General features: G+C 44.6%; 25 protein-coding genes. 11 read left to right on the top strand and 14 right to left on the bottom strand.

What is annotated here, in order from left to right:
• Nucleotides 1-167: 167 nt before the first annotated feature.
• From JC525_RS02665 to JC525_RS02660, 3 genes are all read right to left on the bottom strand, one after another.
• Nucleotides 168-578 (bottom strand): hypothetical protein, encoded by a 411-nt coding sequence (locus JC525_RS02665; protein WP_198814242.1) that lies wholly within the window; start codon nt 576-578, stop codon nt 168-170.
• Nucleotides 579-760: 182 nt separating this feature from the next.
• Complete coding sequence (locus tag JC525_RS20075; RefSeq protein ID WP_332874069.1) at nt 761-907, bottom strand: helix-turn-helix domain-containing protein; 147 nt, start codon at nt 905-907, stop codon at nt 761-763.
• Between the two features lie 12 nt (nt 908-919).
• Nucleotides 920-1,654: an AraC family transcriptional regulator ligand-binding domain-containing protein gene (locus JC525_RS02660; protein WP_233094905.1), complete on the bottom strand. Its 735-nt coding sequence runs from the start codon at nt 1,652-1,654 to the stop codon at nt 920-922.
• A 222-nt stretch (nt 1,655-1,876) separates the two neighbouring features.
• Between JC525_RS02660 and JC525_RS02655 the strand changes: the two genes are divergently transcribed.
• The gene (locus JC525_RS02655) at nt 1,877-2,305 is read left to right on the top strand and encodes an SRPBCC family protein (protein ID WP_198814240.1); all 429 of its coding nucleotides are present in this window, start codon (nt 1,877-1,879) and stop codon (nt 2,303-2,305) included.
• Nucleotides 2,292-3,104 (top strand): sterol desaturase family protein, encoded by an 813-nt coding sequence (locus tag JC525_RS02650; RefSeq protein ID WP_198814238.1) that lies wholly within the window; start codon nt 2,292-2,294, stop codon nt 3,102-3,104. The genes JC525_RS02655 and JC525_RS02650 overlap by 14 nt, the downstream gene beginning before the upstream one ends.
• Nucleotides 3,105-3,123: 19 nt before the next feature.
• On the opposite strand, the gene JC525_RS02645 is transcribed toward JC525_RS02650, so the two are convergent.
• Nucleotides 3,124-4,122, bottom strand: a complete 999-nt coding sequence (locus JC525_RS02645; RefSeq protein ID WP_198814236.1) for a 1-aminocyclopropane-1-carboxylate deaminase/D-cysteine desulfhydrase — start codon at nt 4,120-4,122, stop codon at nt 3,124-3,126.
• A gap of 165 nt (nt 4,123-4,287) precedes the next feature.
• Between JC525_RS02645 and JC525_RS02640 the strand changes: the two genes are divergently transcribed.
• Nucleotides 4,288-4,791, top strand: a complete 504-nt coding sequence (locus tag JC525_RS02640; RefSeq protein ID WP_198814234.1) for a chalcone isomerase family protein — start codon at nt 4,288-4,290, stop codon at nt 4,789-4,791.
• A 61-nt stretch (nt 4,792-4,852) separates the two neighbouring features.
• Complete coding sequence (locus tag JC525_RS02635; RefSeq protein WP_198814232.1) at nt 4,853-5,410, top strand: DUF3833 domain-containing protein; 558 nt, start codon at nt 4,853-4,855, stop codon at nt 5,408-5,410.
• 60 nt (nt 5,411-5,470) lie between these two features.
• Here JC525_RS02635 and JC525_RS02630 read toward each other — a convergent pair whose 3' ends face one another.
• The 3 genes from JC525_RS02630 to aceK form a co-directional block, all read right to left on the bottom strand.
• Nucleotides 5,471-6,874 (bottom strand): HAMP domain-containing sensor histidine kinase, encoded by a 1,404-nt coding sequence (locus JC525_RS02630; RefSeq protein WP_198814230.1) that lies wholly within the window; start codon nt 6,872-6,874, stop codon nt 5,471-5,473.
• A complete protein-coding gene (locus JC525_RS02625) occupies nt 6,871-7,551 on the bottom strand; it encodes a response regulator transcription factor (protein WP_198814228.1) in 681 nt (226 codons plus the stop codon). Before JC525_RS02625 ends, JC525_RS02630 begins: the two co-directional genes overlap by 4 nt.
• 221 nt (nt 7,552-7,772) lie before the next feature.
• Nucleotides 7,773-9,506, bottom strand: coding sequence for a bifunctional isocitrate dehydrogenase kinase/phosphatase (gene aceK, locus JC525_RS02620; protein ID WP_198814226.1), 1,734 nt, complete (start codon nt 9,504-9,506; stop codon nt 7,773-7,775).
• Between the two features lie 179 nt (nt 9,507-9,685).
• Here aceK and JC525_RS02615 point away from each other — a divergent pair, with 179 nt between their 5' ends.
• Nucleotides 9,686-10,084 carry a response regulator gene (locus JC525_RS02615; protein WP_198814225.1) on the top strand — a complete coding sequence of 133 codons (399 nt, stop codon included), beginning with the start codon at nt 9,686-9,688 and terminating at the stop codon, nt 10,082-10,084.
• Nucleotides 10,085-10,239: 155 nt separating this feature from the next.
• Here JC525_RS02615 and arsB read toward each other — a convergent pair whose 3' ends face one another.
• From arsB to JC525_RS02585, 6 genes are all read right to left on the bottom strand, one after another.
• Nucleotides 10,240-11,280 (bottom strand): ACR3 family arsenite efflux transporter, encoded by a 1,041-nt coding sequence (arsB, locus tag JC525_RS02610; protein WP_198814222.1) that lies wholly within the window; start codon nt 11,278-11,280, stop codon nt 10,240-10,242.
• An 11-nt stretch (nt 11,281-11,291) separates the two neighbouring features.
• A complete protein-coding gene (gene arsH, locus JC525_RS02605; protein ID WP_233094941.1) occupies nt 11,292-11,975 on the bottom strand; it encodes an arsenical resistance protein ArsH in 684 nt (227 codons plus the stop codon).
• Between the two features lie 62 nt (nt 11,976-12,037).
• Nucleotides 12,038-12,505: an arsenate reductase ArsC gene (locus JC525_RS02600; protein WP_198814213.1), complete on the bottom strand. Its 468-nt coding sequence runs from the start codon at nt 12,503-12,505 to the stop codon at nt 12,038-12,040.
• A gap of 134 nt (nt 12,506-12,639) precedes the next feature.
• Nucleotides 12,640-12,972, bottom strand: coding sequence for a metalloregulator ArsR/SmtB family transcription factor (locus tag JC525_RS02595; protein WP_198814211.1), 333 nt, complete (start codon nt 12,970-12,972; stop codon nt 12,640-12,642).
• A 141-nt stretch (nt 12,973-13,113) separates the two neighbouring features.
• Complete coding sequence (locus tag JC525_RS02590; protein WP_233094903.1) at nt 13,114-13,806, bottom strand: hypothetical protein; 693 nt, start codon at nt 13,804-13,806, stop codon at nt 13,114-13,116.
• Between the two features lie 281 nt (nt 13,807-14,087).
• Nucleotides 14,088-15,245, bottom strand: a complete 1,158-nt coding sequence (locus tag JC525_RS02585; RefSeq protein WP_198814209.1) for an S-(hydroxymethyl)glutathione dehydrogenase/class III alcohol dehydrogenase — start codon at nt 15,243-15,245, stop codon at nt 14,088-14,090.
• 191 nt (nt 15,246-15,436) lie between these two features.
• On the opposite strand from JC525_RS02585, the gene JC525_RS02580 reads away from it, so the two are divergent.
• The 6 genes from JC525_RS02580 to ung all read left to right on the top strand — a co-directional run bounded on the left by JC525_RS02580 (nt 15,437) and on the right by ung (nt 25,018).
• Nucleotides 15,437-16,315 carry a LysR substrate-binding domain-containing protein gene (locus JC525_RS02580; protein WP_198814207.1) on the top strand — a complete coding sequence of 293 codons (879 nt, stop codon included), beginning with the start codon at nt 15,437-15,439 and terminating at the stop codon, nt 16,313-16,315.
• A gap of 121 nt (nt 16,316-16,436) precedes the next feature.
• Nucleotides 16,437-18,941 carry an excinuclease ABC subunit UvrA gene (locus JC525_RS02575; protein ID WP_198814205.1) on the top strand — a complete coding sequence of 835 codons (2,505 nt, stop codon included), beginning with the start codon at nt 16,437-16,439 and terminating at the stop codon, nt 18,939-18,941.
• 412 nt (nt 18,942-19,353) lie between these two features.
• Nucleotides 19,354-21,819, top strand: a complete 2,466-nt coding sequence (gene thrA, locus JC525_RS02570; protein ID WP_198814203.1) for a bifunctional aspartate kinase/homoserine dehydrogenase I — start codon at nt 19,354-19,356, stop codon at nt 21,817-21,819.
• 135 nt (nt 21,820-21,954) lie between these two features.
• Nucleotides 21,955-22,902 (top strand): homoserine kinase, encoded by a 948-nt coding sequence (thrB, locus tag JC525_RS02565; protein WP_198814201.1) that lies wholly within the window; start codon nt 21,955-21,957, stop codon nt 22,900-22,902.
• A gap of 161 nt (nt 22,903-23,063) precedes the next feature.
• Nucleotides 23,064-24,347 (top strand): threonine synthase, encoded by a 1,284-nt coding sequence (gene thrC, locus JC525_RS02560; RefSeq protein ID WP_198814199.1) that lies wholly within the window; start codon nt 23,064-23,066, stop codon nt 24,345-24,347.
• Nucleotides 24,347-25,018 carry a uracil-DNA glycosylase gene (ung, locus tag JC525_RS02555; protein ID WP_198814197.1) on the top strand — a complete coding sequence of 224 codons (672 nt, stop codon included), beginning with the start codon at nt 24,347-24,349 and terminating at the stop codon, nt 25,016-25,018. The genes thrC and ung overlap by 1 nt, the downstream gene beginning before the upstream one ends.
• 79 nt (nt 25,019-25,097) lie before the next feature.
• Here the strand turns inward: ung and JC525_RS02550 are convergent, their stop codons facing one another.
• Complete coding sequence (locus JC525_RS02550; protein WP_198814195.1) at nt 25,098-25,274, bottom strand: DUF3545 family protein; 177 nt, start codon at nt 25,272-25,274, stop codon at nt 25,098-25,100.
• Between the last annotated feature and the right edge of the window lie 5 nt (nt 25,275-25,279).

The raw sequence follows: 25,279 nt of genomic DNA, 5'->3' as shown, positions 1-25,279 counted from the left end.
TGTGAAGTGAAATAGACCGCGAAGGAAAACTCCTTTTTAAGTCAGAATTTTCACCTCACCAGTTCTGCTTCTAAGTTGTATCACGTCAAATTTCTCGGTGATGTGAAACCTAGAGTAGGTTTACACAAGACAACCTGTAAAAACAACAAATAGTAAAGTTGCTAATGTTACCGTGTAACAGCATCGATAGGTGGTGATATGACAACTTTGCCATCTACCTTGTAGTAAGGATAAAGAATAAGGCGTTCTTCATGGTCGGGTGTGGCAGTTGCAATCGCAATTGCGTCTAACGTCTTGCTATTTTGTGTGTTGACGGTGGCGGCGTAGACCAAAACGCTGTAACTGTCTGTATCCGTTGTCGTATCAATAATACGCCACTGTAACTGTTCAATGAGTTGAGACTCGCGTTTCTTACCTCGATCCTCCTCATTGAAAATACAGCCAATCCGACCTTTCTCATAAATGGCCGCAAAAGGATAAAATACATCACAAACGGGTAACATATACTCACATAACTGCAGTGACTTAGAAACCAGAATGTTCAACGGCGTTGGCAATGAAACTGGACGGTCGATCATAGCTTATCTCCTGTGAGTTAGCGTTGCTAGACACGCGTTAATACCTACGCTTTCAACGTCACAATAGTTTAATAATCGACAAAGGGGTAGAAAGAATTAATGTGTCGAGAGAAAGTTAAGCGTTTATCGCCTTTCGTAGGCGAACCCTGACTCACATTCACCTTCTTTCAAAATAGGCGACATTACTCTTGATTCACTAAACGCTTTTTATACTTCATCGGCGTGGTCGAAAACCACTTTTTAAAGGCATGAGTAAAGGAAGACTGCTCCTGAAAACCAAGTAAGTCTGCGGTGTCGGCAATCGTGTGGTTTATTAATAGTTTATCCACGCGCGCTTTTCGCTAGTCATTTAATATTTGCTGAAAACTCGTTCCACTGAGCTTAAGTTTCCTCTGCAGGGTCCTGGAACTGATAAAAAGTGCATTAGCAATGCGTTGCTGATCGCAGTTTTTAAGTGTTGGATTAGCCCTCAAAAGAGCAATTGCTTTATGTTTTATTTCTTCCTGTTTATTGTTTGTAAGTTGGGAAACAGCGCTTTTGTTTTGATCCAAAAGTTCTTTTTCGGTTACTTCTACAAGCGCATTAAACATCGCTTTGTTTTCGCTTGTAAAGGGAACGTGGAGCAGGTGCCTAGGGAAAATAATAGCGTTGGTTTCAGCATTGCCCATTACCTGACAGCTAAACCATTCCTGCAGTATTTCTTGCTCTGATTTGTCCAGTGAGAAGGTGAAGGTTATCGCAGTAAGTTTACAAGCTGGGCCTAAGATCTTGTATACCGTAGCAACCCAAGCAGTTGTATTGCGCAGCACCATCTGTTTGCAGTCGATACATCGCGGCGTCCATTGTATGCGCGTGTTATCAATCTCATAAAGCACGGTCGTGGTACCGATATCTGCCACTAATGCATCAAAGCGCGTCAATGCTTGAATGGCTTGTTCGAGGTTCTCGCAACTTTCAACCAAATACCCCAGCACACCATAATCTTTGGCCTGAATATGTTTCCCTAGTGCGAAGCCGAACAAGGAGTCACCAGTTAAATCTGCCCCTTTGTTGAGTAAATTAACGTAATCTTCCATCGATACCCTGCTGCAAGTTAAAGGATCAGGGCGCAGGGGTGCGGGTATCTCCTGATAGTCGATTCCTAGACTAACCAAGAAACTCACAACGCTTTGTTGATAGGCTGACGATACGGATGGCATCTCTTTGTCGCAAAATAACAAAAATACTGGCGTATTAGCGCAAGATAGGTAGCAAATGTCAAATTATGCTATTTGTTGTTCATACAAAGTAAGTACGACATGGTTAACGTTTATTATCAGAAATATATTGCAACAACGCCGCGGGCACTTCGCGACACCTTACTCGACCATCAAAATCTAAGCGACTTTTTCAATGCGTCGTTCAAGGTTCTTCAGCCGGAAGATGATAATGAGGTAAGCGGTGGCAAAGGCTGCGTGAGAGCGGTAACTATTTTAGGCGTGTGCTTTAAAGAGAAAATTGTTCACGCAGACGACCAATACATTGAATATACCGTAGTTGGTGATTTTCCCGTTAAACAACATACCGGCGTTATTACGTTTACGCCCCATGAAAACTGCACCCTAGTCACTTATCGCATTACCTGCAGTGCACCTTGGTATTTACCCGCTTGGTTGCTGCAACGCCTTCTACAAAACGATGTTGAGCAGTGTTTGAATAAGTTAGGAGCCCGTTTTGATCCCTGTTGAACTTGTATTACTTGGCTTAAGCCCAGTTTTTCTCCTTTGTGTTTTAATTGAATATAAAAAAGCTCGGCAGTTTTATAACGTTAAAGACAGCGTGAACAATGCTCTTTTAGCCTTGCTTCACCAAGGAGCCGATGCATTAGTGCTGCTTCTTCTCATGCCAGCATTCATTTGGCTTCACCAGTATTCGCTGTTTAAGATTGAGCTTACTGCTATTTCTCTCATTGCTGGCTTTATGCTTCAGGATTTTTTGTATTATTGGTTTCATCGGGCCTCACACAACATACACTGGTTTTGGATGGCGCACGTGGTGCACCACAGCTCGACGAAAATGAATTTCACCACGGCTTTCAGACAAAGCGTTCTATACCCGTTTGTTGGTATGTGGCTGTTTTGGATACCAATGATTTTAGTGGGGTTCTCACCAAGCCTGGTATTTGCAATTGTTGCAATAAACTTGGCCTATCAGTTTTTTGTTCATACGCAAACCGTTGGAAACTTGGGGTGGGTTGAATATGTGTTTAATACGCCTACTCATCACCGTATTCATCACGCGACAAACAAGCCCTACATCGATAAAAATTACGGTGGTGTGCTCATTATCTGGGATAGGTTATTTGGCACCTATGCTAAAGAAGATAAAGCAATAACGATAAAGTACGGCATTGTAGGAAAAATGCCCAAGGACAACCCCCTTAGCGCTAACTTTAGTCAAATAGGTGTGTTGCGTGAACAGCTTCGGCAGGCAAAAGGAGTTAGAGCAAAGCTAAAGAGACTGTTTGGCTATCCTGTTGCTGATTAGCTAGATAGTTCAAAAAATTTTATCTTGCACCCTGCAGACCGCCAGTGTGCAAGATAATAATGCGTGTACCGTCTTTGAACTTACCTTTAGCCAGCATATCTTTCACGGCCCAAAAGGCTTTTCCTGAATACACTGGCTCAATTTCAAAGGGCATCGTTTTATTAAAATCGTCACAAAAGGCAACGAGTTCAGACGGTGCTTTTGCATATCCGCCCCAGTGATAATTGTGTTTAATATGCCAAAACGGGTGAGTGGTTTGCGTCGGTAAATTTGCAGTGTTTTGGTTCGACTCAATATGGCGGTTATTTTCCCTTTTGAGCGAGTTAGGAAGGAATTGTTCTACCAATTCCTCTAAATAGCCTTCGCCTTTAAGCACGCCAATACCTATAGCATTACAAGCAGAAGAGGGCATATCTTGAAGCTCTGTATAAGCGCACTTGTTACGTTTATCTAGAGCTCGGATAATCCCAGCTAAAGTGGCACCGCTAGCGACTGGGGCAACCATAACATCAAATTCAAGGTCGATTTCATTCATCATGTCTTGAAGACCTGCAAGTGCCCGAGTTTGGCTTCCTCCTTCGGGAATAATAAGGGCGTCAGGATATTTGTTATGAAGTTCGTTTAAATACGCGCTTTCATTACGTCTTTGGTAAGTTTTTCTATTGACGTATTCGATTGTTGTTTCCCATTGAATGAGATCTTCAATCATTGGCGAAGGATTAGCGGAATAATTTCCACGAACAATCGCTGTAAAAGGAATGCCGAGCTCAAAACAAACAAAGCCCAAAGCGTGAAGATGGTTAGAAAATCCACCGCCGAAACTTATTATGGCATTAGGAAAAGGTTGCGTTAGCGAATGATTTAATTTTCGCCACTTGTTACCTGAAATTATCGGGTGTATCGCGTCGTCTCTCTTCACATAAAGCGATACGTTCTCTGCGCCTTTCCATTCAGGAGAAATAGACACTAAGGCGGAGGGGAGAGTAAGCGATGTTTTGAAAGCTTCAAGCGGTAGCACGTAAAGAACCTGGTCTTATTTGATCAAATGCATATTGGCGAGAGTATAACCAGATATAAACGCAATAAAAAACCTGTAATTTTTATTACGCTGATATAGAGCATACATATGGCAACTATAATAACTCACGTTTTTTTCATATCCCTTGTGATGGGAGCAATATTTATGTCGAATAAGACATTGGCACAGGACGTAAATTCACAAAAGGCGAGCGCTGAGCGTATAGAAGAGCACGTACCTAAAGCAAAACTAGTGGGTAAAGGCATGTTTTCCTATTACTTTTGGGATGTTTACACTGGCGAATTATTTGCCCCTGAGGGCACATACAACAATGCGCCACCATTTGCTTTGCGTTTAACTTATCAAAGAGACCTTGAAGGGAAGAAAATTGCTGAACGTTCTATTGATGAAATGACGAAGCAAGGGGATGTGTCTTCAGATAACGCTCAAAAATGGCTGGCTTTGATGGAAAAAATATTTCCTGATGTCAGTGAAGGTGACGTTATTACCGGCATCGCAACTGAAGATGGCAAAAGTATTTTCTATGTGAATGGCGAAATGTCTGACGAAATCCAAGATTCCGCTTTTACTCAGCGGTTCTTTGATATCTGGTTGAGTGAGAAAACTTCAGAGCCAAAGTTTAGAAAAAAGTTGCTCGGCAAGGGGTAAGAAGGCCCAAACTCTTTCTTGAACCCTATATATTTTAATTGATTACGTAGGACATTATTCGATGATAAAAAGTGCGTGTAAACTCGTTTTAGGCCTTAGCCTCGCTACATTGAGTGTTGCTGGACTATCAGGCTGCTCTGTCTCTGTTGAGGGTGAAGACTATCAGTCAGTGACGCCTGCGTTTAATATCGAGCAGTTTTTTGACGGCAATGTGAAAGCTTGGGGAATTGTCCAAAATCGCTCTGGAGAAGTTGTACAGAGGTTCGTCGTTAATATTGATGGTGCTATTGACGGCGAAACGCTAACGTTGGATGAAACGTTTGATTATGGCGTGGGTGACGGACCTAAATCTCGCACTTGGAAAATTGTAAAGCAAAGCGACAACACCTTTATTGGCAGCGCGGGTGATATTGATGGGCCAGCTAAAGGCACCAGCTACGGCAATGCATTCAACTTTCACTATCAGATGGATTTACCAGTTGACGATACCACCTATTCGGTAACGTTCGATGATTGGTTTTGGGCGTTTGACGACAGCACTATGATGAACCGTTCATACATTCGCAAGTTCGGCCTAGTTATGGCAGAGGTGACGATATTTATGCAGAAGCAGCCATAAGGCTGCTTCAAATAACCGTATTTAAAAATCGCTTCACTGGTCCCCCAAATTAATAACTCGCTATTTGGGGAAACAAAACACCACGCCTAAACCGTGCCCTTTCATTAAGGGGTCGTGTACGAACCACGTTTGTCCGTCGTGTAGCTTTACTATCGCGGAAACGAGAGATAAACCTAACCCGTTCCCTTTACTGGTTCTACTGCCATCGGCCCGATAAAATCGGCGTTCTAAATTTATTATCTCGTGTTCACCCACACCTATGCCTGCATCATTTACGGCAATCACAATATGTTTGGGCGTGGTTGTTAGCTGAACAGTAACCATACTATTTTCATTCGAATATTTGATTGCATTATCTAATACATTAGCCACTGCTTGGAACAGCAAATTGGGGTCGGCAAGCATTGTTACGTCATCAAGGTTGCTCGAGAGTTGAATATTTCGTTCCTCGGCAAGGGGATGATAAAGATCAACCACGTCCTCGACGATAGCGCGTGCATCTGTGCTGCAGAAGCCTTCTTTTTTATTCGTGGTCTCAAGACCACTTATGCGCAAAAGGCTGTTAAACATATTAAGCAAGTTGTCAGCTTCTTGCGTTGTCTCATTGCGAAGTTCGTCGTCTTCAATTTTTTCTAACGTGTTGCGAAGTCTGGAAAGTGGCGTTCGCAAATCATGAGCAATGCTATCTGTAACCGACTTGATGTTATTCACCGAACTCTCAATAGTGTCAAGCATCTGATTGAAAACGAAAGAAAGGCTGCTTAAATCATCCCAGTTACTGTCGATCTCTAAGCGCTCTTCAAGACTACCGGTTTTGATAATTTTGTCGGCGGTCTGCGACATACGGTTAATTCTATTTACGACATAAACGGCGATGGCGAAACTCAAAACACTTAACGTACAAAGCAATATAACGATTATCCAGCTAAAGGTTTTACCGAACCATTGCGCGCTGTACAAGTCGTCGATACCTCGCCCAACGTAAAGTTCGTATTCACCTAACCTTGTTTCTCTCATTAGCGCTTGGTGGAGTATTTTCCGAGAATTACTGTTTTCGCGAGTAATAACGATTTCAGCCGTGTCAAAACTCGCCCCTTTGTGACGCTCTAGCACAAGTGGAACGGAAGACAAATTACCTGCTACTATTTGACCATCTTTACTCAACGCAATAAATGAGCGTAAATTATTGAAAACGCCCCCTTGGGAACTGGCGTTGGACGCGTCAGGGGGGAGATTATCTGACCTGATGGAGGCGATTACCGCTTCGATACCAAGCTTCTCGTGAAGTGTGATTAATGCGTTTGTTTTGGCGTTAACCGCAGCGTTAGATTCAGAAATAAATAGATCGCTGCTAGTTAAGCGCCAAAAATAAACGATAAGAACGATAGCAATGCAAGCTAAGGTAGTGAGCAATACGCCTACACGAAAGCTAGAGCTTCGCGTAAAGTCGCGGATCGCTATCATGCAAGCTCGTCCGCTATGCGGTACCCTGTGCCTCTTACTGTTTCGATGAGTGGAACATTAAACGCCTTGTCTACTTTTTGACGTAAACGGCTTATGTGCACATCAATCACGTTTGTTTGTGGGTCGAAATGATAATTCCAAACCTGTTCAAGCAGCATACTGCGCGTTACTACTTTACCTTTGTGGCGGAGCAAGCATTCAAGCAACTGGAACTCTTTGGACTGTAAATCAATCTCTTGGTCACCACGCAGTACTTTACGGTTGACCAAATCAAGGGTTAGATCGCCCACCTTTATCAGCGTTTTATCCTCGCTTTCTTTATTGCGACCGGCTAGCCCCTCAACACGAGCAAGCAATTCTTCAAAAGCAAATGGCTTTGTCAGGTAGTCGTTTGCACCGGTACGAAGGCCTCGCACTTTGTCTTCAACTTGGCTTTTTGCGCTTAGCAACAAAACGGGAGTGGTGTTGCCTTCCTCGCGAAGCTTTTCTAAAACTGAAAAACCGTCGAGTTCAGGAAGCATGACATCTAATATCACGGCGTCTAGTTCGCTTTGTGACGCTTCACGGTAGCCAGATGCTCCATCACCAACTGTAATACATTCATGCCCTTCGCCCAACAGTCCATTAGCAATGTGCGAGGCAACTTTAGGATCATCTTCTACAAGTAGCACTTTCATTATTACGCTTCTTATGGTTATCAACATTCAAACGCTTGTTTGGCATTGCTATTACCTGATACATCGGTTTTTTAACAGCAAGCGAGTTCAAGCAGTCAAAAAGCATTAACGCTTTATGGTTCTTTTACGTACATGGAGCAATGAAACGATCACTTTTAAGCTTTTGTGCATATAGCGTTTTTTTCAATTGTTAATTTCATTCTTGAAAGGCGCACTATTTATTACTCTCCTCTCTCAAAGCGCATAGTCGCGCTGTATGGTGTAAAGTGCTGTACATCACCCCGTGCACATTTTTCCTGTACTTCATGCCAATATTCAGGCGTCATCAAGTCGCCGTGAAGGGATTTCAAGATATCTTTGAACTTACGTTTTCCTACAATGAAATGTTCAAATTGCTCAGGAAACACATCGTTAGGACCGACAGACAAGGTGTCGATTGCATAAGGATCATCAGATTTTGGCAGCGCTCTAAAATTACGTTCGTTCATTAAACAAATTTCATCGTAATCATAGAAAATAACGCGGCCGTGGCGCGTAATACCGAAATTTTTATGGAGCATATCCCCTGGAAATATATTAGCCATCGCTATTTGTTTGATACATAACCCCAACTCATCAATAGCACGTGTGATTTTTTCTTCATCAGTTTCTTCTTGCAGGTACAGATTGAGCGGGGTCATTTTTCGCTCTATGTACATGTGCTTAATGATGAGTTCAGATTCTGTAAATTCCAGGCTCGATGCACAAGTTTCCTTGAGTTCATCGATGAGTTCAGGTTCAATTCTGTCTAAAGGAAACCTAAAGTTTACGTATTCGTGAGTATCTGCCATTCGGCCCACGCGGTCAGACATCTTGACCAGTTTGTAGCATTCCTTAACGTGATCGCGAGTAATTTTTTTGCTCTCTGCAAACTCATCTTTAATAATCTTAAACACCACGCCGTAAGACGGCAGGTGAAAAACCATCATAACTAAACCGCGAATGCCGGGCGCAGCTTCAAACTTATCGTCAGATTCGTCCATGTGCTGTAAAAAGTTTCGATAGAAAACCGTCTTACCATGTTTGTAATGTCCCATCGACATGTAAAGTTCGAAATGCTTTTTGTTCGGCAAAAGCTCTTGAAGAAAAGCGGCGACTTCGGCAGGGTTTTGGGTATCAGCCATAAAATAGCTGCGAGCAAAACCAAAAATAACGCTTAAATCTTTTCTGTCAGTAAGCAAAGCGTCGACGAACATATGGGGCTCATTGTATCTTCGCATGGCAATAACAAACGGCAGTGTTTCTTCGGGCATGCAAATTCGGCCAATCAAATAAGCGGCTTTACCACGAAAAAAAGTGGGTTTTAAAATTTCAACTGCCTGAACGCTGGCAAGCTGTTCTTTGTTTAACCGCGCGCGAAGTGCCTCTTCTAGATGCTGTAAATCCCGCTCGAAGTTTTCAAACGGAATGTTGTATCGATAGATTTTGAAAATCGACTCATACATTTCGCGAACCGTCGTTGTCGTGTCAAAGCTGTTAATGACTTTGTCTCGGTCTTGGCCTGGCAGGAAACAGCGGCTTGGCAGGACAAACATCATGTCGTTGTCAATTTTTCTATGTTTGAAAAAGCGGCCAATAACCGAATTGTAAAAGGTTTCGGCAAGCTCAAACTGTGGGTGGCCTTCGAGTTGCAAAGCGAATACTTTCTTAAGTTCTTGCCAAAAAGCATCGTCTTTTTGATGAACTTGCGTTAAGTGGTATATCTCGGCTACAGCGTCAGAAAGGCTTTGTTCATAAATAGTAATACGCTCTTTTGATGCAAGCTGCGTCTCTTTCCAGTTTCCCTTTTCAAACCTCTCCTGAGCGCCACGTGTAATACGTGTAAACCACCGATAGCTCTTATCGAAATGAGACAAAATCTGGTAGGCAACTTTTTTAACTAATTGCTTATCATCGCTAGCGGCTAACTCTTGCATTGGCGTATTTCCTTGGTCTGTTACCTACTAGATTTACCATAAATCCCTTCTTTTTCAGAGAAAACTTTGGGTTATAACCGGAATAAGTTAGGCATTATTAGAGGCTTTTTATATTTTATTATACTTTCGTTTAAGGTATTCTGTCGGTCGATTATCAACCATTTATAAGTTTGTTGTTGATGGGTTTTAATATTCTTATTTGTGATGATTCTTCGCTGGCCAGAAAGATGGCGAGAAATAACTTGCCAGAGGGATTCGCTGAAACTATCTATGAAGTGTCAAACGGTATGGATGCTTTAGAGGTGTTAGCACATCACACCATCGACTTGGTTTTGCTTGACCTTACCATGCCGGTTCTAGATGGCCTCGGTGTATTAAGCGAAATTAAGCACCGTAAGCTTGAGGTGTTCGTTATCGTGATTTCTGGCGATATTCAGCCGCTGATGCAAGAAAAAGTGATGTCGTTAGGGGCGCTATCCTTTATAGAAAAGCCAATTAAACGTGATGCGTTGAAAACCATTCTTTGTCGTTTTGGTTTTATTCTGCCTGAAACCTACCAGACTGCAATTGCCGTTTAAATTATCCGTTTACAAAAAAGAGCGAACCTTGGTTCGCTCTTTTTCGTTGTGTACCAGCACGAATAATAGTGGTGGTGGAGAATAGTTAATCTGAGAGATACTACACTGGCGTTATTTAGAAAATAACGGATGTGCAGTTACACAAATGCTTACTATTAATCAAACCAATGACGGGTTTTGTTAGCAAACCACACTAGTGAAAGCATAACCGGAACTTCCACTAATACGCCTACTACAGTCGCTAAAGCCGCACCGCTGTGAAGCCCGAAGAGAGAAATTGCCACGGCAACCGCTAACTCGAAAAAGTTAGACGTACCAATCATACATGCCGGTGCTGCAATATTGTGCGGTAGCTTCATGCGCTTTGCTGCAAAGTAGGCAATGGCGAAAATACCGTACGTTTGTATTAGTAGCGGTATGGCAATAAGCACGATATCTTGGGGCTGCGATAAAATGGTTTTCGCTTGAAGACCAAATAAAATAACGATAGTCAGTAGTAAGCCAATGACTGAAAATGGTTTTAACTTGCTAACCAATGTGTCAACTACGCTATTTTTCGACATTGCCGCATTCCCGTTAGCGCTTTGCTTTTCCATGTGACGGCGCGTGATGTAACCCGCTACCAACGGCAGTACTACATAGAGAGCGACAGAGAGCAGCAGGGTGTCCCAAGGAACCGTGATGTCTGTTACGCCTAGCAGCATGGCAGTAAGCGGTGCAAAGGCAACTACCATGATTAAGTCGTTAATCGATACCTGTACTAAAGTGTAGTTCGCATCCCCCTTGGTGAGGTGACTCCACACGAACACCATAGCTGTACAGGGGGCAACGCCCAGTAAAATCATGCCGGCAATGTATTCTGTCGCAGTTTGTGGATCAACCCAGTCGGCAAAAATGCCCTTAAAGAAAAGCCAACCTAGAAGCGCCATAGTGAAAGGCTTGATAAGCCAATTTACTACCAGTGTAAGCACCAAGCCTTTTGGTTTTTTACCTACGTCTTTGATTGAGCTAAAGTCGATTTGTACCATCATTGGATAAATCATTAACCAAATAAGTACTGCCACTACAAGGTTTACGTGTGCATATTCCAGCGCTGCAATAGACTCAAATACGCCTGGTACGGCATAGCCCAAGCCCACTCCGGCAATTATGCAAAGGCCAACCCATACTGATAAATATCGTTCGAAGAATCCCATTTCAATTTACCTTATATGGATTTTTGGTTGACGCGTTTGCTCACTTCTTCTGCGCTTTCAACACGCTCAGAATAGCGATCGACTAAAAAGTCTTTATTGTCACGGGTTAATAAAGTGAATTTCACAAGTTCCTCTACTACGTCTACGATGCGGTTGTAGTAGGGAGAGGGTTTCATTCGGCCATCTTCTTCAAATTCGAGAAACGCTTTTGCTACCGAAGACTGATTAGGAATAGTTAACATGCGCATCCAACGGCCCAAAATTCGCATTTGGTTTACCGCATTAAACGACTGTGAACCGCCTGATACCTGCATAATGGCCAGTGTTTTACCTTGAGTCGGGCGCACGCCGCCAAGGCTAAGCGGTACCCAGTCAATCACGCTTTTCATAATGCCGGTCATGCTGCCGTGACGCTCGGGTGAACACCAAATTTGGCCTTCAGACCACATCATTAGCTCGCGGAGTTCTTTGACTTTGGGATGTGAGTCGTCTTCAGTATCGGGTTGTGGCAATCCACGAGGGTCAAAGATCTTGGCTTCTGCGCCAAAGTATTCAAGCAATCTAGCCGACTCTTCAATGACCAAGCGGCTATAAGAGCGTTCTCTAAGCGAACCGTAAAGTAACAAAATGCGAGGCTTATGCTCTGAAAACGTCGAGGCAAAGTTGGCCATGATAGGCTTGTGCATTTGTTCCATTACCGCGTTATCAGACGGTGATTGTACAGAAGGTGTGCTGTTGTTTGATACCTCCTTGCTCATTATTTCGCTCCTAACGTTGATAGCGCCTCTTTAAGGGCCGCTTTATCTAGATTTTTTTCAGCCAGCTCAGCTAACGCGGCAACACGCTTTTCGATAATATCGATTGTGGTATTGAACGCCTTAGCTTTTTCTTCCTCTGTGCCTTCTAACTTCGAGGGGTCTTCCAAGCCCCAGTGAACTTTAAGTGATTTACCGAAATACACGGGGCACGATTCGCCAGCTGCCGAGTCGCATACTGTTACCACAAGGTCGGCATTGTAGTCTTCAAACTCGTCCCAAGATTGGCTTCTAAGGCCCTCGGTATCAATACCACGGTCAGCCAAATATTTAAGGGAGAGCGGGTGTACTTCACCTACAGGCTGGCTGCCTGCACTACGCGCTTCTACATTGCCGGTAGAGGCATTAGTGATAGCTTCGCACAGGATGCTGCGACAACGGTTATGCGTACAAATATATAAAATCTTCATATAACACCTTGTTTAATTGGTCGAAGCTATTTTGAATAGCCATCGAAAAACGTAAAAAACTTCTAAAAAGCAGACCTTTGATGAGGTTTTATGCTGCAATTAACACCAATGACGTAAGCCAGAAAATTCGGGCGTCAGCAACTCGTGCAAGACAAATTCGCTAAGGCTTCGCTGAAATATTCATCGTTATAGTTAGCGGTATTTTTAATGACGTCGCGTGCCCAGGCCGGTAGGTCAGGGTGGAGTTGGTAATACACCCATTTGCCCTTTCGGGTATCGAGTACTAGACCGCATTTTCGTAAATCAGCGAGATGACGTGATATTTTTGGCTGGCTTAATTGCAGCGCGTCGGTAAGGTCGCATACGCATAGTTCGCCTTTTACGCTGAGCATTAAAAGCGTTTTTAAGCGGGTGTCTTCAGATAGGCATTTAAAAAATGTTAAGGGCGACAGTAAACACTCAGACATAAATTACGTCACATATGAAATTTCGTATGTGATGTATCGTATATGAAATTTCATATGTGTCAATTGTGTATCTGAAATTTCACATATCTTTGTTATTAAAGAGTGGGTTTACACGAGTATTCAACCGCTTAAATAAAAAACCTAACCCTGTTCTGGCAAGGCAGCGTCGAAGGACATCGCCACTTGGCTGTTGTTTAGCGCATTGTAGTGAGTGATAACGTCGCTCATAAAGGCGTACCATGTCGGATTAGGATGCCAAATAGCCATAAGATCTTTCTTGGCGTTTTGTTCATTTTCCCCAAGTACGTTGATTCTGTATAAGTATGTAAAAGCAGCACCTCGCCAATTCAGTTTACAGTGGGTCAGTACCTTGTCTTTACTCACATCTACGCTTTGCATAAACGCTGCGTAATTTAAAAAGTTAGCGAGCGTAGGGCCTTCCCAATCAACAGGCACATTAAAATAATCAAGCCCTAATTCTGAGGTAGTTAAAATTTCACTGCTTCGATCTCCTGGGATCAAGTCTATAACGTGAGTTAGCCCTTTCTCTTTTAGCAAAGAAAAATGAGCAGCATCGGGCAAGCCAGAAGAATACATAAATGGCACGTTTTCTTGGTAATTGGTGAGTGTTGCAAGTGTAGGTGCTGTTTCCATCTGCGTGTCATTACTCGCTTGCTGAATTGAGTTGCCCTCATGATAAGCGTTTGCGCATAAACTCAATCCTAGCCCTACGCTAATAAATGCGGTCGTGACAACGCGAAGTAACGTAGACTTTTGAAGCGATGGTGTATTTTTCATTTTTGCAAGTACTGCTGGTTGGGTCTTTTTCATCATTCAGAGCTCACTGTTGACACCGATGTGATTATGATTGCTACGTTACACGCTTGCTACCTATTGTCCAAGTAGTAAAAGCTGTGAATAAGTCTTAAACAATAGCGTTTACATTAGGAACTAGGTTTAGTCTTGGGAAGTTCCTGATCTAGTCTAATGAAGAGCCAAGCTCGGTGTGAGAGATAGAACCAGAGCCGTGCTCAAGGCGTTAGAGCAGGGAGTGATATAGCATAGGTTTAAAAGGAGAGGGGCTCCTCTCCTTAGATGTTTTTCAATGGTTCGTATTATTTATCCATATGCACAACAGAGCGGATGCTTTCGCCTTTATGCATTAGGTCGAACGCTTCGTTGATCTTATCAAGACCCATTGTGTGAGTAATAAACTCTTGAAGACCAAAGTCGCCGTTTAAGTATTGCTCTACAATGCCCGGCAGCTCTGAGCGACCTTTAACACCACCAAACGCAGAACCACGCCATACACGACCTGTCACTAATTGAAATGGGCGCGTTGAAATTTCTTGCCCAGCGCCCGCAACACCGATGATCACCGACTCACCCCAGCCTTTATGACAGCACTCTAGGGCTGAACGCATCACGTTTACGTTACCGATACACTCAAATGAGTAGTCAACGCCGCCGTCGGTCATTTCAACAATCACTTCCTGAATAGGCTTGTCGAAGTTGTTGGGATTTACTACATCAGTTGCACCAAGTTGTTTGGCTAAATCGAACTTACTTTCATTGATATCAATACCAATAATGCGACCAGCACCGGCCATGCGAGCACCAATGATAGCTGATAGACCGATACCGCCTAATCCAAAGATAGCAACCGTATCGCCCTCTTGTACTTTTGCGGTTTTTAGTACTGCGCCCATGCCTGTAGTTACACCACAACCCAGTAGGCATACTTCGTCCAGTGGTGCATTTTTATTAACTTTTGCTAGCGATATTTCTGGTAAAACCGTGTACTCAGAAAACGTTGAGCAGCCCATGTAGTGGTAAATTGGCTCGCCATCTTTAGAAAAACGGCTTGTGCCGTCTGGCATTAGGCCTTTACCTTGGGTTTCGCGCACTGCTTGGCAAAGATTAGTCTTCCCCGATTTACAGAACTTACACTCGCCGCATTCTGCGGTGTAAAGAGGAATAACATGGTCGCCAACTTCTACACTGGTTACGCATTCGCCAACCATTTCAACAATACCGCCACCCTCGTGACCCAGAATTGAAGGGAATACGCCTTCTGGATCGTCACCCGAAAGGGTAAACGCGTCAGTGTGGCATACGCCGGTAGCAACGATCCGAACGAGAACTTCACCTTTTTTAGGCAGCTCTACGTCAACTTCCTCCATTTTTAACGGCTCACCCGCGGCCCAGGCTACGGCGGCTTTAGACTTAATGTGGGTTTGACCTTCTTGCAATGAATCTTTGAACGATGCCATGTTATGACTCCTTTATATCAATTATTTGATAACGCTTTATAAGCCAAAGTATAGGAGACAAATTACTATTGATAAATACACTTTTAGTAAATCACTTTTGCATATTTGTAATAATGGCGAAAGATGACTAGTATCGGGGGAATGGAGCGCAACGTGCGTGTTAATAGCTGACGAATTTACGAGTAGCATTGATGAAATATTTAGAGGGCATAGCAGAGTTTTGCGCCGTTGCTGAGGTAGGTAATTTCACCGGCGCAGCTAATAAGCTTGATACGTCGGTGGCACAAATAAGCCGAAAAGTGGCGTCTTTAGAAAAGCAGCTTGGCGTAAAATTACTGCATCGTACTACGCGAAGCGTTTCACTCACCGAAGCCGGTACTTTATATTGTGAACAAGCACTGCCAGCATTAAAAGCGCTTGAAGATGCACAGCTATCAGTAAGCGCATTGCAAAACTCACCGCAGGGTTTAATTAAACTCACAGCGCCTGTAGCATTTGGCGAAGCATTTATAGCACCGCTACTCAATGCATTTATGCAGAAGTATTCAGGCATTAGCGTGCAGTGCATTTTCTCGAATGAAAAGCTCGATATCGTGGATATGGGCCTCGACTTAGCCATTCGAATTGGAAAACTTGAAAACTCGACGCTGGTGGCCAAAAAGCTAGCAACACGTCATCTTTTTGTTTGTGGCAGTAAAGCGTATTTTGAAGAGCACGGTCAACCTCAAACTATCGACGAGTTAAAAAATCACTCCTTATTGGTAGGTTCACAACCTTATTGGCGATTTATGGTGAACAACAAAATTCAGTCTGTTGGTGTGCAAGGTCGGGCTCGCTATAACAGCGGTAATGCTTTATACAGCGCAGCTATTGCCGGGTTGGGGCTAGCCCAGTTGCCAGGCTTTTATGTGCGAGATGCTTTGGCTTCTGGCGAGCTCATCGAAGTGTTTCCTGAGTACAAAGATAAGCAAGAAGCGATATGGGCGGTGTTCCCTTCAAACCGTAATGTCGCGCCTAAAATTAGATTATTAGTGGATTTTCTGGCTCAACATATCGTCTCAGATAGTTAGCAGGCTGCCTGATTTACTGATCGAAAAAAAGCCAAAATCTCTACACACTATAACGTCTGTCGGCCTTTACATTGTTAAAAAGGGCCGCAGTTTCAGTGCAAATAACGATATAGGTGAATAGGTGCATAAGGATGAAGGGCAAATTCAGATACGCGGTGCTCGCGTACATAACTTAAAGAATATCAACGTTGATATACCTCGAGATTGCGTTGTAGTTTTTACCGGCGTATCTGGCTCAGGCAAGTCCTCGTTGGCGTTTGGTACGCTGTACGCCGAGGCGCAGCATCGTTATTTAGATTCCATATCGCCCTACGCCCGGCGTCTAATAGAACAAGTCGAAAAGCCAGAAGTTGATGCCTTGGAGGGATTACCGCCAGCCGTTGGCTTACATCAGCGTCGCCAAGCGCCGTCAGTGCGTTCATCTATTGGCAGTATAACTACCCTTTCTAACAGCCTGCGTATGCTTTATTCCCGAGCAGGGGATTACCCAGAAGGCCAAGCTATTATATATGCAGACGGCTTTTCACCCAACACGCCTCAAGGCGCATGCGAGCGGTGCGACGGTATCGGTAAAGTGTTTGATACTCAAGCTCAGCTTTTAGTGCCTGACGATACCCTAACCATTCGAGAAGGGGCTGTGGCGGCTTGGCCCGGTGCGTGGCAAGGTAAAAATCTTGTCCGGGTGCTGCTGTCTCTTGATATTGACGTGGATGTGCCGTGGCGTGAATTGCCGAAAGCGACGCGCGATTGGATCTTATATACAGACGAGGCGCCACAGGTGCCTGTCTATCGAAATTACAACCTAGAACAAACGCGCAAAGCGCTAGCAGAGGGCGAACCTGCTAGCTATAAGGGAAAGTTTATAAGCGCTAGGCGTCACGTTTTAGATACCTTTACAACCTCACAAAAAGAAAAAGTTAAGCAGCGTATTTCCCGTTTCCTCTCCGTTACACCGTGCCCCCGTTGTCATGGTAAAAAGCTTAAGAAAAAAGCCCTTAACGTTACGGTAGACGGTGTCGATATTATTGACTTTTCAAGGCTACCGCTGCGCGAGGTTAATGAAAAAATGAATAAGCTGCGGGGTTCAGTAGCAGGTGATACTTCAGAAAGGGCACAAGTCATAAGAAACATAGCGGACGATGTGATCGATAGAATTAAGCCTATTATCGCGCTAGGTCTGCATTACCTTTCATTAGATAGAAGCACTACTACTATTTCGGTTGGCGAGTTACAGCGACTGCGCCTCGCTACTCAGCTAAAATCCAATTTATTCGGCGTGGTTTTTGTTATGGATGAACCTTCGGCTGGGTTGCACCCTCGCGACGTCGAGTCCTTGGTTAATGCGCTTCATGATATTACTAAAGCGGGTAATTCTCTGTTGGTTGTTGAGCATAACCCCTATGTGATTAAAGGGGCTAACTGGGTAGTAGATATTGGCCCTAGTGCCGGTAAAGAGGGTGGTGAGCTCATATTCAGTGGGCCAGTTGATGAACTCGCGAACATAGAGACCTCGCCAACCTCAGAATTTGTTTTCAATGACAAACCCCTCGTATCAAGAGAAAAATGCAACTCATTATTGACGCTAAGTCTTAAAAACGTGAGCAGAAACAATGTAAACAACATTGATATTGATATTCCCCTTGGCGTTATGACAACGGTTACTGGCGTTTCAGGCTCTGGAAAGTCGAGTCTTATTAGCCAAGCATTGGTAGAGCTAGTGAAAGAGGGATTGGGTAGCGTTAGAGATAAAACTGACGGTGAAGTTAACGAGGTCGCGTTACTTTCAGCCGAAGATAAGGTTACCCAAGAGGGCTTTATCGCCAGCGGATTAGAGAATATTAGTCGCTTAGTGGTTGTAGATCAGTCTCCTATAGGCAGAACGCCACGCTCGACGCTCGCAACCTACACGGGTATGTTCGACCAAATCAGACGCTTATTTGCTAACACTGACGACGCCAAAAGCCGTGAGTATGATGCCGGTCATTTTTCTTTTAATGTGACCAAAGGCCGATGCCCCAACTGTGAAGGACTAGGTGTTGTGTCGGTAGAATTACTATTTATGCCAAGTGTGTATTCACCTTGCTCGGCCTGTAATGGTTCACGGTTTAAGGATGAGGTTTTAGATATTCACTATAAAAAATACTCTATTGCCGATATTTTATCTCTTACAGTAAACGAGGCGCAGGATGTATTTGAGGATAACAGCGTAGTTTTGCGAGGGCTTAAAACATTAATTAACGTTGGCCTTGGTTATCTTACACTGGGGCAAAGTGCCACCGAGCTATCAGGAGGGGAGGCCCAGCGTATTAAGTTGGCCTCTGAACTTAAGCGTGCGCAAAACAATAACACCCTTTATGTGCTGGACGAACCGACCACAGGTTTGCACCTTTCAGATACTGCACTGCTTTTGGAGCACTTAAGTACGCTTGTGGATAGCGGTAATACCGTGGTGATGGTTGAGCATAATATGCAAGTGGCCGCCGCTAGTGACCACATTATTGATATGGGGCCAGGAGCTGGCGAGGACGGTGGACAAATCGTGGCGTGGGGCACACCAAAAGACGTTGCGAAAAATAAGGAAAGCGCAACTGCGCCCTTTTTGAAGCAAGCTTGCAAAATAAATTAGTCGGCAAAGGCCGCCGGTCGCTCATTTGTTTACTCATTTTGCATGACGTACCTTTGTCATAGCAGCAAGCACCGTGCAATACGGCTTTGAGAAGCCAATGTGTAGTATCACACTTAAACGGCGTAGTGAGGTAAAACGGGTTTGTACCTTAAAAAGAAATGTTTTTGAAAGAGTGTTTCACTTTTTGCAATACAGTGTGGTGAAAACTGCGGTTGACTTATAGACGTCTATACGGCAAATTGCTTGTATGAAAAAGATTCTACTTACTCGCACCACCATGATGTCGATTACCACCTTAAAAAGGGCGGTCGCTGGCTAGTGCAAGTAAGCAAAAGACAACGAAAGCCCGCCTAACACAGAGCGGGCTTTTTTTTACACACGTTTTAGCATGCGTAACCTTAAGGAGCAGCATATGAAAGTCTTAAAGTTTGGGGGTTCTTCTCTAGCCGATGCACCGCGATACATGCGCGTTATGGAAATTAGCACGGCAACCCACCAAACCGACGGTGCTGCGGTTGTACTCTCTGCCCCTAAGGGGGTAACGAACGCGCTTTCACTATTGTGTGAACAAGCAGCCGCGGGTGAAGATTTCCAACCGTTATTAACTAAACTGAACGACACGGTTACCGGCATTGCCAACAACCTTAACGAAGAACTCGACGGCTTTGCCCACGCAAGCGTGGTAGATTTTATCAATAGTCACCTCAGTGTATTAAAGCAGCACCTTGAAGGCATCAAACTTTTAGGTGTGGCGCCTGATAATGTAGCTGCGGGTATCCTAAGTATCGGTGAATATATCTCGGTCACCCTGTTTAGCGCTATGCTATCCGCCAAGGGAATAACTAATCGCGTTATCGACCCGGTTAAGTATGTGCTTGCTGAAGGTGACTACCTAGACAGTATTGCCGATGTGTCACTCAGCAAAGCGCGTTTTTCAGATGTGCCTTGCGATGGCAGCGAATTCTTAGTTATGCCGGGCTTCGTTGCCGCAAACGAAGCGGGCGAAAAAGTAACGCTGGGACGCAACGGTTCAGACTATTCTGCGGCCATTTTAGCGGCCTGTATCGATGCAAGCTGCTGTGAAATCTGGACCGACGTAGACGGTGTGTATAATGCTGACCCGAACCAAGTAGAAGGTGCGGTACTGCTTGATAAATTGACTTATCAAGAAGCTATGGAGCTGTCTTATTTTGGTGCTAAAGTACTTCACCCGAAAACCATTGGCCCTATTGCCCAACATCATATCCCTTGTTTGATCCGTAATACGCTCAATCCTGCGGCGCCGGGTACGCTTATTAGTAACGAGAAAAGTGAAGTATGGACGTCGGTTAAAGGTATTTCTCAGCTCGACAATGTAACTATGTTTAACGTTGCAGGCCCTGGTCTTAAAGGCATGGTAGGCATGGCAAGTCGCGTGTTTGAGGTCATGTCGAATGCGAATATCTCTATCAGCTTGATTACCCAGTCTTCTTCAGAATATTCAATCAGTTTTTGTATTCAAAGCAAAGATGCTAATCGCGCGTTGACCCTACTTGAAGATGCATTTGCGCTTGAGCTTCAAAATCAGCTTCTTGATCCTATCGAAGTGCGTCACGACTTGGCCATTGTTACCTTAGTAGGTGACGGTATGCGTCAAACCAAAGGCTTGGCAGCCCGTTTCTTTAACTCGCTAGCGCAAGCGCGAGTTAACAACGTAGCCATCGCACAGGGCTCTTCTGAGCGCTCAATCTCTACGGTTATTGAAAGCAAGCGCGCTAAAAAAGCAGTAAAAGTTATTCACCAGAATTTTTTCTCTGACCGCCATACCATAGACGTGTTCCTAGTGGGGTGTGGCAACGTTGGCACTGAACTGCTAGGGCAGATTGAAAAGCAACAGCCAGCATTGTTAAAGCGCAATATACAGCTGCGAGTTTACGGCATTGCCAATAGCCGCAAGCTGCTGTTAAACAGCCAGGGCATTGAGCTTAGCGGTGATTGGAAAGCAGCCCTTGAGTCAGCAAGCGAAGGATTAAGCGTAGAGCGCTTACACCAGTTTGCGAACGACAATAGCTTGGTAAACCCGGTTATTGTTGACTGCACCAGCCATGAAGCTATTGCCAATCAGTACGTTGATATGATGGAAAGTGGTTTCCACGTAGTGACGCCGAACAAAAAGGCGAATACCAGTGCCATGGCTTATTACCGTAAGCTGCGCAAAACGGCACTTTCTACTAACCGCCAATACCTTTATGAGACGACAGTGGGCGCAGGCCTTCCGGTTATTGATAACCTGCAAAAGCTGTTTAGCGCAGGTGACGTTCTGCATCGCTTTGAAGGGATTTTGTCAGGCAGCTTGTCTTATGTGTTTGGGAAACTTGAAGAAGGCATGAGCTTGTCGCAAGCGACACAAACAGCAAAAGATAACGGTTTCACTGAGCCTGACCCACGTGACGACTTAAGCGGCATGGATGTGGCGCGTAAGCTGCTTATTATGGCCCGAGAAGCCGACTTGGAACTTGAACTTTCCGATATAGAGATTGAGTCAGTATTGCCAGCAGGTTTTGCTGAAGATTGTTCCATTGACGAATTTATGCACCAGCTCCCAGAGCTCGATGCTGCAATAAATGAAAAAGTGGAAGCAGCCAAAGCAGAAGGCAAAGTGCTTCGTTATATTGGCAGTATAGAAGACGGTAAATGTAAAGTAAGTATTCAAGCAGTGCCGGCGAGCAACCCGCTTTCACAGGTAAAAGATGGCGAAAATGCACTGGCTATCAACAGCGATTACTACAGCCCAATCCCTTATGTAATCAGGGGTTATGGTGCAGGCGGTACGGTAACGGCTGCAGGGGTGTTTGCTGACATTCTGCGTACTATGCCGTGGAAACAAATGGCCCATTAATGGCTAACTAACGCTTGGTATGCTTAACGCAGTGAATAAGCGCTTAAAATAAGAGATTCGAAGGTGCGACTTAGGCCAGTAATGTTATGGCATTGATTTACGGCGCTGGGTCGCAAGCGAAGTAAGAGAAATAATATGAAAGCACTCAAGGCCTTTGCGCCGGCATCAATTGGAAATGTAAGCTTAGGCTTTGACGTACTTGGCGCGGCGCTTGCGCCTGTTGACGGCACTAAGCTAGGTGATGAAGTTGAAATAAAAGCAGCTCAATCATTTTCGTTAGAAACAGTAGGGCGCTTTGCCCATAAGCTTCCAGGTGATGCAGATAGCAATATTGTCACCAAGTGCTATCACTATTTTTGTGAGCAAATGGAAAAGGTTGGAAAACCGACTTCTCCGGTAGCCCTAACGCTTCACAAAAACTTGCCTATTGGTAGCGGCTTAGGTTCAAGCGCCAGTTCAATAGTGGCGGCGTTCGCAGCGCTAAATGCTTACTTCGATACGCCGTTTGACCAAGATACGTTACTTATCATGATGGGCGAGCTAGAAGGTCAAATTAGCGGTAGCGTTCACTATGACAACGTAGCACCGTGTTATTTGGGCGGCATGACGCTAATGACGGGGAGCGACGCGCCTGTCACACTGTCATTACCTCTGAACGACGACTGGTACTACGCCATTTGTTATTCGGGCATTAGCGTGTCGACAGCGGCTGCACGAGATATATTGCCTAAGCAAGTGGATATGGCGACGGCGCTAACCTTTGGCCGCCAGCTTGGCGTATTTGTACACGCGTTACATGCAGGCAACTTTGACTTAGCTGCGTCGGTCATGAAAGATGTTATCGCCGAGCCCTACAGAAAGTCGCTACTGCCAGGCTTCGATGAAGCCCGCGCGTTTAGCGAAGAAACCGGCGCGCTGGCGTTCGGTATTTCCGGCTCAGGCCCAACGGTGTTTGCGGTTTGCTCATCGAAAGCGCAGGCAGAAAAGGTCGCAGCCTATTTAACTGAGAACTACATTCAGAACGAAGACGGTTTTAGTCATGTGTGCCAAATCCCTAGCCAGGGCACGCTAATTTCTGAATAATTGACGCAATAACTAAATCTGCCTAATTTCACTACATAGAAAACTGGGCAGGGCAATGCTTGAAAGCCAATGCGAATAACGCGGGCAAGGCGAGCAAGCATACAAACAATTTAAGAGTTTGAAAGGGCAGTGTACTCGCCCAATAAAAAAGGTAACAGCAAGTGGAATTGGTAAATTTAAAAGATTCATCGGACACAGCGAATTTTGCTGACGCGGTAAAGCGCGGCTTAGGCAAAAACCAAGGGCTTTATTTTCCAGAGCATATTCCTACTCTAGACAATATTGATGAACTGTTGGAAAAACCGTTTGTCGAGCGCAGCATTGACGTACTTCGTGCGCTGATTGGTGATGAACTAGGCAATGGCGAGCTAGAAGAAATTGTACAGGCTGCGTTTGCTTTTGGTGCGCCAGTTGAGCAAGTGAATGACAACGTGTACTGCTTAGAGCTTTTCCACGGTCCAACGCTGGCGTTTAAAGACTTCGGCGGCCGCTTTATGGCGCAAACCCTTTCGCGCATCAGCGAAGGCAAGCCAGTGACTATCTTAACCGCAACGTCAGGCGATACAGGCGCTGCTGTCGCTCATGCATTCCACGGTATTGAAAATATCAACGTGGTTATCTTGTTCCCCAAGGGCAAAATCAGTGCGCTACAGGAAAAGCTATTCACCACGCTAGGCGGTAACATCCATACCGTGGCAATAGAGTCTGACTTTGATGCGTGTCAATCGTTGGTGAAAACCGCGTTTGATGATCCTGACGTACGTGAAGGCCTTCACCTAAACTCAGCAAATTCAATCAACATTAGCCGTTTATTAGCCCAGGTTTGCTACTACTTTGAAGCGGTTAGCCAACTGCCTAAAGAAAAGCGCGACCAAGTTGTTGTCTCGGTACCTAGCGGAAACTTTGGTAACCTTACGGCAGGTATGATTGCTAAATCGTTAGGCCTACCAATTAAGCGCTTTATTGCAGCGACTAACTTGAACGACACCGTGCCTCGCTACCTTAAAACCGGTGAGTGGGACCCTAAGGCGACCGTAGCGACAATGTCTAATGCCATGGATGTGAGCCAGCCAAATAACTGGCCCCGTATTGAGGCCCTTATTGAGCGTGGTTACATTGACAAAGCGTGCCTTAAAGGTGAGATGGTCGATGAAGAGTATACTCAGCTTGCTATGCGTCAATTAGCGCAACAAGGCTATACCAGTGAACCACATGCCGCCATTGCCTACCGCGCGGTAAATCATGACTTAGAAGCCGGTGAAATTGGTTTGTTCTTGGGCACTGCACATCCAGCCAAGTTTAGAGAAACCGTAGAAAACGTGTTAGGTAACCCTATCAGCTTACCTAAGCCGTTGGCCGACGTGGCAGGTGAAGATAGTTTAGCCGTAGACTTACCAGCGTCTTACGATGCACTTAAACAGCATATGATGGACTTATTGAAGTAATGACATCATTGGTTTCAACATGGCAGAGCGCGCTTGGTGAAGAAAAGCAAAAAGACTATTTTGTTGAATTGCTTGAGCGCGTGAAGCATGCGCGAGAGGCGGGATGCGTCATATACCCGCCTCAGCCTGATGTATTTAACGCACTTAAATACACGCCGCTCGACCAGGTTAAAGTCGTGATATTAGGGCAAGATCCTTATCATGGACCTAATCAAGCCCACGGTCTCTGTTTTTCGGTAAAAGCAGGCGTTAAAACACCGCCATCACTTAAAAACATGTACAAAGAGTTATTGACCGACATCGACGTCTTTGTCGAACCTAATCACGGTACGCTCACGTCATGGGCAGAGCAAGGTGTGTTGTTGCTAAATACTGTTCTCACTGTCGAGCAGGGCAAGGCACATAGTCATGCAAAGTGGGGGTGGGAAACTTTCACAGATAAAGTTATTGATGCCGTCAATGAACACTGCAAAAACGTAGTGTTTCTTTTGTGGGGGAGTCACGCGCAGAAGAAAGGTAAGCACATAGACCGTGAAAAACACCAAGTCTTACATGCGCCTCATCCGTCGCCACTCTCAGCACACAGAGGTTTTTTAGGTTGTAAACACTTCAGTCAAACTAACCAATACCTTGTTGCCAAGGGTAAAGACCCCATCAATTGGCAGGTATAGCATTAGCTTTTAGGCTAAGCACCTAAATAAAGCATACTGGAAAGTAAAAAGGCCGCCTGTGTAACAGGCGGCCTTTGATTTATCTTTCCAGTGTTTCTAGCTCGTACTCGAAACCACAGTCGAGTTCAGCGAGTTCTTTTTCTAATTTGTAGCGATCTTGTAGCGCTTCGATTTCTCTCCACTTACGTTTTTTACTTTTGGTTCTTGCTGGGCTTGCTTCGATGTCTAACATGGCAAATAGATCTGACTTATCCACTGGGA

Origin of the sequence: Alteromonas sp. IB21 (genome assembly GCF_016405965.1) — a bacterium.
GTDB lineage: Bacteria > Pseudomonadota > Gammaproteobacteria > Enterobacterales > Alteromonadaceae > Alteromonas.
Note: the sequence above shows the minus strand (reverse complement) of the source record. Positions and strands in the feature narration are given on the sequence as shown.

Bases quoted from the DNA above. Each gene is read 5' to 3' on its own strand.
- arsH (WP_233094941.1), bottom strand. From the start codon at position 11,975: ATGGAACAAATGCACAAGCCTATCATGGCCAACTTTGCCTCGACGTTT.
- JC525_RS02665 (WP_198814242.1), bottom strand. From the start codon at position 578: ATGATCGACCGTCCAGTTTCATTGCCAACGCCGTTGAACATTCTGGTT.
- JC525_RS02580 (WP_198814207.1), top strand. From the start codon at position 15,437: ATGAAATATTTAGAGGGCATAGCAGAGTTTTGCGCCGTTGCTGAGGTA.
- JC525_RS02625 (WP_198814228.1), bottom strand. From the start codon at position 7,551: ATGAAAGTGCTACTTGTAGAAGATGATCCTAAAGTTGCCTCGCACATT.
- ung (WP_198814197.1), top strand. From the start codon at position 24,347: ATGACATCATTGGTTTCAACATGGCAGAGCGCGCTTGGTGAAGAAAAG.
- JC525_RS02660 (WP_233094905.1), bottom strand. From the start codon at position 1,654: ATGGAAGATTACGTTAATTTACTCAACAAAGGGGCAGATTTAACTGGT.
- JC525_RS02630 (WP_198814230.1), bottom strand. From the start codon at position 6,874: ATGATAGCGATCCGCGACTTTACGCGAAGCTCTAGCTTTCGTGTAGGC.
- JC525_RS02655 (WP_198814240.1), top strand. From the start codon at position 1,877: ATGGTTAACGTTTATTATCAGAAATATATTGCAACAACGCCGCGGGCA.
- aceK (WP_198814226.1), bottom strand. From the start codon at position 9,506: ATGCAAGAGTTAGCCGCTAGCGATGATAAGCAATTAGTTAAAAAAGTT.
- thrA (WP_198814203.1), top strand. From the start codon at position 19,354: ATGAAAGTCTTAAAGTTTGGGGGTTCTTCTCTAGCCGATGCACCGCGA.
- JC525_RS02635 (WP_198814232.1), top strand. From the start codon at position 4,853: ATGATAAAAAGTGCGTGTAAACTCGTTTTAGGCCTTAGCCTCGCTACA.
- JC525_RS02615 (WP_198814225.1), top strand. From the start codon at position 9,686: ATGGGTTTTAATATTCTTATTTGTGATGATTCTTCGCTGGCCAGAAAG.
- thrB (WP_198814201.1), top strand. From the start codon at position 21,955: ATGAAAGCACTCAAGGCCTTTGCGCCGGCATCAATTGGAAATGTAAGC.
- JC525_RS02595 (WP_198814211.1), bottom strand. From the start codon at position 12,972: ATGTCTGAGTGTTTACTGTCGCCCTTAACATTTTTTAAATGCCTATCT.
- JC525_RS02600 (WP_198814213.1), bottom strand. From the start codon at position 12,505: ATGAAGATTTTATATATTTGTACGCATAACCGTTGTCGCAGCATCCTG.
- JC525_RS02590 (WP_233094903.1), bottom strand. From the start codon at position 13,806: ATGATGAAAAAGACCCAACCAGCAGTACTTGCAAAAATGAAAAATACA.
- JC525_RS02585 (WP_198814209.1), bottom strand. From the start codon at position 15,245: ATGGCATCGTTCAAAGATTCATTGCAAGAAGGTCAAACCCACATTAAG.
- arsB (WP_198814222.1), bottom strand. From the start codon at position 11,280: ATGGGATTCTTCGAACGATATTTATCAGTATGGGTTGGCCTTTGCATA.
- JC525_RS02640 (WP_198814234.1), top strand. From the start codon at position 4,288: ATGTCGAATAAGACATTGGCACAGGACGTAAATTCACAAAAGGCGAGC.